This is a genomic window from Shigella sp. SIG6 (assembly GCF_053555815.1).
In genome coordinates this window covers 1-10,676 of record NZ_JBQZXC010000120.1, presented here as the reverse complement: position 1 = coordinate 10,676, position 10,676 = coordinate 1, and the positions used below count along the sequence as shown (strand labels likewise).

At 50.7% G+C, this 10,676-nt stretch carries 11 protein-coding genes and 1 pseudogene; 6 read left to right on the top strand and 6 right to left on the bottom strand.

The genetic code is table 11. The features are described 5' to 3' along the window. Nucleotides 1-1,863 (bottom strand): quinoprotein glucose dehydrogenase (gene gcd, locus ACUU1M_RS16220; protein ID WP_042774385.1); only part of this gene is annotated, 1,863 nt, incomplete at its 3' end. Nucleotides 1,864-2,068: 205 nt separating this feature from the next. Between gcd and hpt the strand changes: the two genes are divergently transcribed. After that, nucleotides 2,069-2,605 (top strand): hypoxanthine phosphoribosyltransferase, encoded by a 537-nt coding sequence (gene hpt, locus ACUU1M_RS16215; protein ID WP_000683335.1) that lies wholly within the window; start codon nt 2,069-2,071, stop codon nt 2,603-2,605. Nucleotides 2,606-2,645: 40 nt separating this feature from the next. Here hpt and can read toward each other — a convergent pair whose 3' ends face one another. Next, complete coding sequence (gene can, locus ACUU1M_RS16210) at nt 2,646-3,308, bottom strand: carbonate dehydratase (RefSeq protein ID WP_000651599.1); 663 nt, start codon at nt 3,306-3,308, stop codon at nt 2,646-2,648. A gap of 108 nt (nt 3,309-3,416) precedes the next feature. Between can and ACUU1M_RS16205 the strand changes: the two are divergent. From ACUU1M_RS16205 to ACUU1M_RS16190, 4 genes and pseudogenes are all read left to right on the top strand, one after another. Further along, nucleotides 3,417-4,343: pseudogene (locus ACUU1M_RS16205) on the top strand (ABC transporter ATP-binding protein). Beyond that, a complete protein-coding gene (locus tag ACUU1M_RS16200) occupies nt 4,340-5,110 on the top strand; it encodes an ABC transporter permease (RefSeq protein ID WP_000972203.1) in 771 nt (256 codons plus the stop codon). The pseudogene ACUU1M_RS16205 and the gene ACUU1M_RS16200 overlap by 4 nt, the downstream one beginning before the upstream one ends. A gap of 104 nt (nt 5,111-5,214) precedes the next feature. Beyond that, complete coding sequence (locus tag ACUU1M_RS16195) at nt 5,215-5,655, top strand: PTS sugar transporter subunit IIA (RefSeq protein ID WP_000901974.1); 441 nt, start codon at nt 5,215-5,217, stop codon at nt 5,653-5,655. A 63-nt stretch (nt 5,656-5,718) separates the two neighbouring features. After that, on the top strand, nt 5,719-6,948 hold the full coding sequence (locus ACUU1M_RS16190) for a polysaccharide deacetylase family protein (protein ID WP_000277901.1): 1,230 nt from the start codon (nt 5,719-5,721) through the stop codon (nt 6,946-6,948). A 3-nt stretch (nt 6,949-6,951) separates the two neighbouring features. On the opposite strand, the gene panD is transcribed toward ACUU1M_RS16190, so the two are convergent. Continuing rightward, on the bottom strand, nt 6,952-7,332 hold the full coding sequence (panD, locus tag ACUU1M_RS16185) for an aspartate 1-decarboxylase (protein WP_000621515.1): 381 nt from the start codon (nt 7,330-7,332) through the stop codon (nt 6,952-6,954). A gap of 273 nt (nt 7,333-7,605) precedes the next feature. Between panD and rpnC the strand changes: the two genes are divergently transcribed. Beyond that, entirely contained in the window at nt 7,606-8,508 is a 903-nt protein-coding gene (gene rpnC / locus ACUU1M_RS16180) for a recombination-promoting nuclease RpnC (protein WP_000339968.1), read from the top strand. Between the two features lie 73 nt (nt 8,509-8,581). Here rpnC and panC read toward each other — a convergent pair whose 3' ends face one another. The 3 genes from panC to ACUU1M_RS16165 form a co-directional block, all read right to left on the bottom strand. Continuing rightward, nucleotides 8,582-9,433 carry a pantoate--beta-alanine ligase gene (gene panC / locus ACUU1M_RS16175; protein WP_000905383.1) on the bottom strand — a complete coding sequence of 284 codons (852 nt, stop codon included), beginning with the start codon at nt 9,431-9,433 and terminating at the stop codon, nt 8,582-8,584. A gap of 11 nt (nt 9,434-9,444) precedes the next feature. Then, on the bottom strand, nt 9,445-10,239 hold the full coding sequence (gene panB / locus ACUU1M_RS16170) for a 3-methyl-2-oxobutanoate hydroxymethyltransferase (RefSeq protein ID WP_000805476.1): 795 nt from the start codon (nt 10,237-10,239) through the stop codon (nt 9,445-9,447). A gap of 112 nt (nt 10,240-10,351) precedes the next feature. After that, nucleotides 10,352-10,676: fimbrial protein (locus ACUU1M_RS16165; RefSeq protein ID WP_181681768.1), on the bottom strand; the 325-nt coding region annotated here is incomplete at its 5' end.

Below are 10,676 nucleotides of genomic sequence, written 5' to 3'. Positions count from 1 at the left end.
ACCACGCGGGAGCAGTTTCGAAACAAACGGCAGTGCCATTGGGTTGGCAATTGCCACTTCACGATTTGGATCAACGGAAATCCCGCCCCATTCGAACATCCCCAGGTTACCCGGGAAGACCAGCGTACCCTGTTCAGATGGCGGCGTGAAAATGCCTTCATAGCGCATCTGGTGGAACATCACGCGGCACACCAGTTGGTCAAACATGGTGGCTCCCCACATATCCGCACCGCTCAAATCTTTCGTCGGACGGAAGCTCAGTTCCGAGAATGGTTGAGTAGGGGTAACGTAATCGCCTTTGGCAGCACCTTGGGGAACCGGTTTTTCCGGGGCCGGAACCACCAGTTCGCCATTACGACGATCGAGCACAAAAATGTTACCGGTTTTCGCCGGAGCGTAAATAATCGGCACTTTCTGACCATTAACGGTGATGTCCGCCAGCGTCGGCTGTGCCGGAAGATCCATGTCCCACAGGTCGTGGTGAACGGTCTGGTAGCTCCACGCCAGTTTCCCGGTAGTGGCATTCAGCGCCAGAATCGAGCTGGCATAACGTTCCTGTTCCGGTGTGCGGTTACCGCCCCAGATATCCGGCGTGGTCACGCCCATCGGCAGATAGACCAGATCCAGCTTCGCGTCATAGGCCGCTGGTGCCCACGAGTTTGGTGAGTTAAAGGTAAAGGTGTGTTCGTCAGACGGGATTGCGTTCGGATCTTTCGCGCCCGGATCAAAAGCCCACAGCAGCTCCCCGGTGTTGACATCAAAACCACGGATCACGCCAGACGTTTCGCGGGTTGAGAAGTTATCGGTGACTGAACCGGCCATCACGATGGTTTTATCGGTGATAATTGGCGGAGAAGTCGGCTCATACAGACCCGGTTTGGTGTCTGGCATATTGCTTTGCAGATTGAGCACGCCTTTATTGGCGAAGGTTTCGCACAGTTTGCCGTTTTCAGCGTTAATCGCAATCAGGCGACCATCATTCACTGGAAGAATGATACGACGCGGGCAATCCGCCATCACTTCCGGCGAAGCCGTTTCTGCTTTGGCTTCATGATAAGAGACGCCACGGCAGGTTACGTGCTGGAAAGACTCGTTGGTTTTCAGCTCAGGATCGTAATGCCATTTCTCTTTGCCGCTGGCGGCATCAAGCGCAAACAGGCGCTGGTGAGCGGTACACAGGTAAAGGGTATCGCCCACTTTAATCGGCGTCACTTCATTGGTGATTTCACCCGGATCGTTCGGCTGCTTCACATCGCCAGTACGGAACACCCAGGCTTCTTTCAGCTTGTGGACGTTATCGGCGTGAATTTGCTTCAGTGGTGAAAAGCGTTGACCTTCCTGATTGCGGCCATACGCAGGCCAGTCCTGATCGGCAACGGGGGAGATAGCTTCGGCAGGTGTGGCATCGGCGCTTAAGGTGCCGTTGATCTCCTGCGGATCGTTAAATCCGGCCCAGGTCAGGATACCACCGCTAATCAGCAGTGCGACCACCAGTGCGGCAACTGCGCCGCTGGCAGGAATGACCAGGCGACGCCAGACAAACGGCAGGATCAGCCAGATGCCGAAGAAGACCAGAATATCGCTGCGCGGAGTCAGCGCCCAGAAGTCGAAACCAACTTCCCAGACGCCCCAAATCATGGTGCCGAGCAGCAGGGCTGCGTATAGCCAAAGCGCGGCGCGTTTACTGCGCCACAGCATCCAGGCGACGCCGAGCATCACAAGGCCAGCGATAAGGTAGTACCAGGAGCCGCCAATCGCGACCAGCCAGCCTCCGCCAATGAGTAGATACAGCCCGCAAAGCGCTGCAAAAAGGGCTGTTAGCGTGACGAGTAATCGTCGCGAGCCTGTATTGTTAATTGCCATAAAGAGACACCATTTCAATTCATTAATATTTTAGTAGCAATTAATTATAGGTTTTAACATGTGTGACCGTCATCACAATTCGAGCTTTATTAACAGATTCCGCGAATGAATAGTTTTACTGGTATACTGCGTGTCTTGCGCTTTGTTGCGGTGCCAAAACCTGCCCGTGCGAAGTGATTTGTTTTTAAATCATATGGTTAGAGATATGAAACATACTGTAGAAGTAATGATCCCCGAAGCGGAGATTAAAGCGCGTATCGCCGAACTGGGTCGTCAGATTACTGAGCGTTACAAAGACAGCGGCAGCGATATGGTGCTGGTGGGTCTGCTGCGTGGCTCATTTATGTTTATGGCGGACCTGTGCCGTGAAGTTCAGGTATCTCATGAAGTCGACTTTATGACCGCCTCCAGCTACGGTAGCGGCATGTCCACCACCCGTGATGTGAAAATCCTCAAAGATCTGGATGAAGATATCCGTGGCAAGGACGTGCTGATTGTTGAAGATATCATCGACTCGGGGAATACACTGTCGAAAGTGCGTGAGATCTTAAGCCTGCGCGAACCGAAGTCGTTGGCGATTTGTACGCTGCTGGATAAACCGTCCCGTCGTGAAGTGAACGTCCCGGTTGAATTTATCGGTTTCTCGATCCCGGATGAGTTTGTGGTGGGTTACGGCATTGATTACGCACAGCGTTACCGTCATCTGCCGTATATTGGCAAAGTGATTCTGCTGGACGAGTAAGTGTGAAGTTGCCGGATGTGTTGCATCCGGCATGGCATTTTTATTTGTGGTTGGCGTGTTTCAGCTTGAGGTTGGAAATCCCGTGACGGTAACGTTGCTCAAGGGTTTCGCGGTTGGTGGCGGTAACATCCAGATCACGCAGCAAGCCGTCGTGAATGCCGTAGGCCCAGCCGTGAATGGTAACTTTCTGCCCGCGTTTCCACGCTGATTGCATAATGGTGGAGTGGCCCAGGTTATACACCTGTTCCATGACGTTCAGTTCACACAAGGTATCCAGACGGCGCTCTTGCGGCATTTCGCCGAGCAATGAGCTATGTTTGAACCAGATATCGCGGATATGCAGCAGCCAGTTGTTGATAAGCCCCAGTTCCGGGTTTTCAACGGCGGCTTGTACGCCGCCGCAACCGTAGTGGCCACAGATAATAATGTGTTCAACTTCGAGTACATCCACTGCATACTGAACCACGGAAAGGCAGTTCAGGTCGGTGTGAATGACCAGGTTAGCAACATTACGGTGAACAAAGAGTTCGCCCGGCTCAAGACCGGTTAAACGTTCTGCAGGAACGCGACTGTCGGAACATCCAATCCATAGAAAGCGCGGTTTTTGCGCTTGTGCCAGTTTCTCAAAAAACCCGGGATCCTCTTCCACCAGCATTTTTGACCATAGTGCATTGTTGCTGATGAGTGTATCTATGTCTTTCATGGAGGTTAACGACCTGTAACCAAATAATTACGTTTGGCTAATATAGGGCAACTCCGGGACGATTTAAACCACAGATAAAGTGTAAGAACGTAAGGTAAGTAAAAATTTATGACCATTGCACTGGAACTTCAACAGCTTAAAAAAAACTATCCAGGCGGCGTTCAGGCGCTTCGTGGAATAGATTTGCAGGTCGAAGCGGGTGATTTTTATGCGCTTCTCGGGCCGAACGGGGCCGGGAAATCGACCACTATCGGTATTATCAGCTCTCTGGTAAATAAAACCTCCGGGCGGGTCAGCGTATTTGGTTACGATCTCGAGAAAGATGTCGTGAACGCTAAACGTCAGTTGGGACTGGTGCCGCAGGAATTTAACTTCAACCCGTTTGAAACCGTGCAGCAAATTGTGGTGAATCAGGCAGGGTACTACGGTGTGGAGCGCAAAGAGGCGTACATCCGCAGCGAAAAATATCTTAAGCAGCTCGATTTATGGGGAAAACGCAACGAACGTGCGCGTATGTTATCTGGCGGGATGAAGCGCCGTTTAATGATTGCCCGTGCGTTAATGCATGAACCTAAACTACTGATTCTCGACGAACCGACCGCAGGCGTGGATATTGAACTTCGCCGCTCAATGTGGGGCTTTTTGAAGGATTTAAACGACAAAGGCACCACCATCATTCTTACCACACACTACCTGGAAGAAGCAGAAATGCTGTGCCGCAATATCGGCATTATTCAACATGGTGAGCTGGTGGAAAATACCTCGATGAAGGCGTTGCTGGCGAAGCTGAAATCGGAAACCTTTATTCTCGATCTCGCACCGAAAAGTCCGTTACCGAAGCTCGATGGCTATCAGTATTGACTGGTCGATACCGCGACGCTGGAAGTTGAAGTGCTACGTGAGCAGGGGATCAACAGCGTATTTACGCAGTTAAGTGAGCAGGGCATTCAGGTATTAAGTATGCGTAACAAAGCTAACCGTCTGGAAGAGCTGTTTGTTTCACTGGTTAATGAAAAACAAGGAGATCGCGCATGATGCATCTTTACTGGGTGGCGCTAAAAAGCATCTGGGCGAAAGAGATCCATCGCTTTATGCGTATCTGGGTGCAGACGCTGGTGCCGCCAGTCATCACCATGACCCTTTACTTTATTATCTTCGGTAACCTGATAGGTTCGCGTATTGGCGATATGCATGGCTTCAGCTATATGCAGTTCATCGTACCGGGGCTGATCATGATGTCGGTGATCACCAACGCCTACGCTAACGTCGCGTCATCATTTTTTGGTGCCAAGTTCCAGCGTAATATTGAAGAGCTGCTGGTAGCGCCGGTTCCGACTCACGTCATTATTGCCGGATATGTCGGCGGTGGCGTGGCGCGTGGTCTGTTTGTTGGCATTCTGGTGACGGCAATTTCACTGTTTTTTGTGCCGTTTCAGGTGCATTCGTGGGTATTCGTTGCCTTAACCCTGGTGCTCACGGCGGTGCTATTCTCCCTTGCGGGTTTGCTGAACGGCGTGTTTGCCAAAACGTTCGATGACATCAGCCTGGTGCCAACCTTTGTGTTAACGCCACTCACGTATTTGGGCGGGGTCTTTTACTCACTGACTTTGTTGCCGCCGTTCTGGCAAGGGCTGTCGCACCTGAACCCAATCGTTTATATGATCAGTGGTTTCCGCTACGGCTTCCTCGGTATAAATGATGTGCCGCTGGTCACTACCTTTGGCGTACTGGTGGTCTTTATTGTGGCGTTTTATTTGATCTGTTGGTCGCTGATCCAACGTGGACGTGGTTTGCGTAGCTAAGGCTATTTCCTCTCCTCTGGATTCGGGGGAGAGGAGTTTTGACGGCTATCACCCTTTATCAACAATGGTCAGGGTAGGCTGATTTTCGGCTAAGGAGGAAGGCGATGTTAGGTTGGGTAATTACCTGTCACGATGACCGGGCGCAAGAGATACTGGATGCGCTGGAGAAAAAACATGGGGCACTTCTTCAGTGCCGGGCCGTGGATTTCTGGCGCGGATTAAGCTCTAATATGCTCAGCCGCATGATGTGCGATGCTCTGCATGAAGCGGACTCTGGTGAGGGTGTCATCTTCTTAACCGATATAGCCGGAGCGCCACCGTATCGCGTGGCTTCATTATTAAGCCACAAACACTCCCGTTGCGAAGTGATTTCTGGTGTCACGTTACCGTTAATTGAACAGATGATGGCTTGCCGTGAAACCATGACCAGTTCAGAGTTTCGTGAGCGTATTGTCGAACTGGGTGGGCCGGAGGTGAGTAGTCTTTGGCACCAACAACAAAAAAATCCGCCTTTCGTCCTCAAACATAATTTGTATGAGTATTAACCCGCGATTCTGATGGCGCTTTTGCTACAATAAAAGCGTTGTTTCACCCTCGGTTATTTTTTCATGTATAAACAAGCTGTTATTCTCCTGCTGATGCTGTTTACCGCAAGTGTCAGTGCCGCGTTACCTGCCCGTTATATGCAAACCATCGAAAATGCTGCGGTCTGGGCGCAAATTGGTGACAAGATGGTGACCGTGGGGAATATTCGGGCCGGACAAATCATTGCCGTGGAGCCCACTGCCGCAAGTTATTACGCATTTAATTTTGGCTTTGGTAAAGGGTTTATCGATAAAGGGCATCTCGAGCCAGTTCAGGGGCGACAAAAAGTTGAAGACGGTTTGGGTGACCTCAACAAGCCGCTGAGTAATCAGAACTTAATTACCTGGAAAGATACGCCGGTCTACAACGCGCCGAGTGTGGGCAGTGCGCCATTTGGGGTACTGGCGGACAATTTGCGCTACCCGATTTTGCATAAACTGAAAGACAGGTTAAATCAAACCTGGTATCAGATCCGTATTGGCGATCGACTGGCCTATATCAGCGCGCTGGATGCCCAACCCGATAATGGCCTGCCGGTGCTAACTTATCACCATATTCTGCGCGACGAAGAAAACACCCGTTTTCGCCATACTTCGACGACCACCTCGGTACGCGCTTTCAATAACCAAATGGCCTGGCTGCGCGACAGGGGATACGCGACACTGAGCATGGCGCAGCTGGAAGGTTACGTGAAGAATACGATCAATCTCCCTGCGCGAGCGGTGGTGATTACCTTTGATGATGGCCTCAAGTCGGTGAGCCGCTATGCGTATCCTGTGTTGAAACAATATGGCATGAAGGCGACGGTGTTTATTGTTACCTCACGCATCAAACGTCACCCGCAGAAGTGGAACCCAAAATCGCTGCAATTTATGAGCGTTTCTGAGCTTAACGAAATTCGCGATGTTTTTGATTTCCAGTCACATACCCATTTTTTGCATCGGGTAGATGGTTATCGCCGACCCATATTACTGAGCCGTAGTGAGCACAATATTCTGTTTGATTTTGCACGTTCACGCCGCGCTCTGGCGCAATTTAATCCACATGTCTGGTATCTTTCGTATCCGTTTGGCGGCTTTAATAACAAAGCCGTGAAGGCAGCAAACGATGCCGGATTTCACCTGGCGGTGACAACCATGAAAGGCAAAGTAAAACCGGGGGATAATCCGTTGTTACTAAAACGACTTTATATCTTAAGAACGGATTCGCTGGAGAAGATGTCGCGGCTGGTGAGTAACCAGCCGCAGGGATAACAATCAAGCAACCTGTACCGGAATCGCTTTCGCGGTACGTTTCATTTCATTGTCGCCTTCAAAATAGGCGACATTGGGTCGCCAGGTGCGAGCTTCTTCATCTGGCATGGTAACGAAGCTGGCGATGATGACAATATCGCCGACGCTGGCGCAGTGGGCCGCCGCACCGTTAACAGAAATAATTCTCGAACCGCGTTCTGCCGCGATGGCATAAGTGGAGAAACGCTTGCCGTTGGTGACATTCCAGATATCGATGGCTTCGTTTTCGAGAATACCGGCTGCGTCAAGAAAATCCTGGTCAATGGCGCAAGAACCTTCATAGTGCAGGTCCGCATGAGTCACTTTCACGCGGTGGAGTTTGCCCTGCAGCATCGTGCGAATCATAACTTCTACCTTTCTACCCTGTCGTTAACGAAGCAGGCGGTGCCTGCTTTGAGGAAATTCTCACGCAGTATTGCCCGATTTTTGATGAGTGTCTACTCATCTGATGGCATTTGCGTCAGCAGTTTGCGTACCGCGCCGAAGCGTGCCATGTAACGCCTGTAACGAATTGATATTTTTATGAACGCTGCTCGGTAAACAATAAAGAGGTGACTGACGATAGCACGCCTTGACTGGATACTGCCTTCACGCAAGGCCACACGGAAGACAGGGAAGATGGATGCACCGAGTACCACACCGCATGACGCGGTATTTAAACAATTTTTAATGCATGCGGAGACGGCTCGCGACTTTCTGGAGATACATTTGCCAGTGGAATTACGCGAACTTTGTGATCTCAACACGCTTCATTTAGAGTCGGGGAGTTTCATTGAAGAGAGCCTGAAAGGTCACAGCACGGATGTGCTCTATTCTGTGCAAATGCAGGGCAATCCCGGTTATCTGCATGTTGTGATTGAACACCAAAGCAAGCCGGATAAGAAAATGGCCTTTCGCATGATGCGTTATTCTATTGCTGCCATGCACCGGCATCTGGAGGCTGGCCACGATAAGCTGCCGCTGGTGGTGCCGATACTGTTTTATCAGGGCGAGGCCACACCTTATCCGCTCTCAATGTGCTGGTTTGATATGTTTTACTCGCCGGAGCTGGCGCGACGCGTCTATAACAGTCCTTTCCCGCTGGTGGATATCACCATCACACCGGATGACGAAATCATGCAACATCGGCGGATTGCGATTCTCGAACTACTGCAAAAACATATTCGCCAGCGCGACTTAATGTTATTGCTGGAGCAACTGGTCACGCTGATTGACGAAGGGTACACTAGCGGAAGTCAGTTAGTTGCCATGCAAAACTATATGCTGCAACGCGGTCATACTGAACAAGCGGATTTGTTTTATGGTGTGCTGAGAGACAGGGAAACGGGAGGGAAGTCTATGATGACGCTGGCGCAGTGGTTTGAAGAGAAAGGGATTGAGAAGGGGATTCAGCAGGGAAGACAGGAGGAAAGGCAAGAATTCGCCCTGCGTCTTCTAAGTAAAGGAATGTCTCGGGAAGACGTTGCAGAGATGGCAAATTTACCTCTTGCTGAGATTGATAAGGTAATTAACCTTATTTAAGTTACCTGTGTTATGACAGATGACGTGGGGTAAATTAATAACTGGCGCCATCAGCCGTAGCGCCAGTTAAGTATTACGCCAGCTCGACCATTTTGTTGTCGATCAGGCGAGCATCGCCAAGCCAGGCGGCTACCAGAATTACTGCCCGTTTGCTGGTTTCAGAAACTTCCAGCAATGTGTCGGCATCGCGAATCTGAATATCATCGGCGCGGAAGCCTTTTTCATTCAGTTCTTGCCCCGCAATGGTAATAATTTCATCGAGATCCCGTTCCCCAGCCTGCAATTTGTCAGCAATCGAACTTAAAACTTTGTACAGACCAGGCGCAATTTTGCGTTGTTCCGCCGTCAGATAACCGTTACGGGAACTTAGCGCCAGACCGTCTTTGGCGCGCATAATTGGCACACCGACAATCTCAATATCGAAGCCCATATCGGCAACCATTTTGCGGATCAACGCCAGTTGCTGAAAATCTTTTTCACCGAAGCAGGCGATGTCCGGCTGGACCAGGTTGAACAGCTTGCTGACAATAGTCGAAACGCCGCGAAAATGTCCCGGACGGCTGGCACCTTCCAGCATGGTCGAAAGGCCAGGAACGTCAACGTAAGTGTGGGTTTCAGTACCGTTCGGGTAGATCTCTTTTACCGAAGGGGCGAAAACTAAATCCACTTTACGTTTGTTTAGCTTCTCGCAGTCCTCCTGCAAGGTCCGTGGATAACGTGCCAGATCTTCCGGGCGGTCGAACTGCATCGGGTTAACGAAAATACTGACGACGACCACATCGGCGCGGGCTTTGGCTTCGTCGACCAGCTTCATATGGCCATCGTGCAGATTACCCATAGTAGGCACCAGCGCCACGCGCTTGCCTTCCATACGCAGGCGGCGAATTTGCTGACGCAGCAGCGGCAGGGTTTCGATAATTAACACAACGTGACTCCTTAATGGAAACTGTGTTCTTCGCCCGGATAAACGCCGGACTCCACTTCAGCCATATACTGCCGCACAGCCGCGCGGATGTCGCCCGTTTCGGCGAGGAAATTTTTAGCGAATTTAGGAATGTGACCGCCGGTAATACCAAAGGCGTCGTGCATCACGAGGATTTGCCCGTCAGTGACGTTGCCTGCACCAATACCAATAACCGGGATCGCCAGTGCTTCGGTAATACGTTTTGCCAGCTCAACCGGCACGCATTCCAGCACCAGCAGCTGTGCCCCCGCGGCTTCTAAGGCTAATGCATCGCTGAGTAGTCGATCGCTCGCTTCATTGCCGCGCCCCTGTACTTTGTAGCCACCGAAAATATTCACTGACTGTGGGGTTAAACCTAAGTGACCACATACAGGAACGGCACGTTCGGTCAGCATTTTTACGGTTTCGACCAGCCACTCACCGCCCTCAATTTTGACCATATTGGCACCGGCACGCATAACCGTTGCGGCGTTTTCAAAGGCTTGTTCCGGCGTGGCATACGCCATAAACGGCAGGTCAGCCAATAGCAGGCAGTTTGGTGCGCCGCGACGTACGGCGGCAGTGTGGTAGGCGATATCAGCAACGGTTACTGGCAGAGTGGAATCGTGGCCCTGAACGGTCATGCCCAGCGAGTCGCCTACCAGCATGACGTTAAGCCCTTCATCAGCAAATAGTTTCGCGAAGCTGTAGTCGTAAGCGGTGATGGTCGCGAAACGCTTTTTATCCTGCTTATATTTCTGAAGTGAAGCAATGGTGGTCGGTTTCATAACGTATCCTGATAAATGATGTCGTGTTGCCTGGCATTTTATCAGTCACATTGGTGGGGGCAATGATTTATCAATTACCGCACCGCCAGATGATGGCGGTGCGGTGGACTTATTAAGGGTAGGTTACCTGGAAAGTACTGGTGGCTTTAAACTCACCAGCTTCTATTGGTATAGTTCCATCCTGTTGTAGCGTGGCCTGGAAATGGAGAGGGTATGTTATACCTGTATCTTGATCCGGGTAAACTCCTCCTGTTGTATCGTCTTTGCCTCTCGGGTCGTAATCTTTATAAACAGAATTTGAATCATTAGGTTTCAATGTCATTAGAGGATTTTTACTAGTTGCTAAACCTTCTATGAGTACACCGACTCCTTTTGCTGCGTCATTACCTGTGAGAGTATTACCAAGGAGTTGCCCGTTTTCAGTACCAACCTTTGTT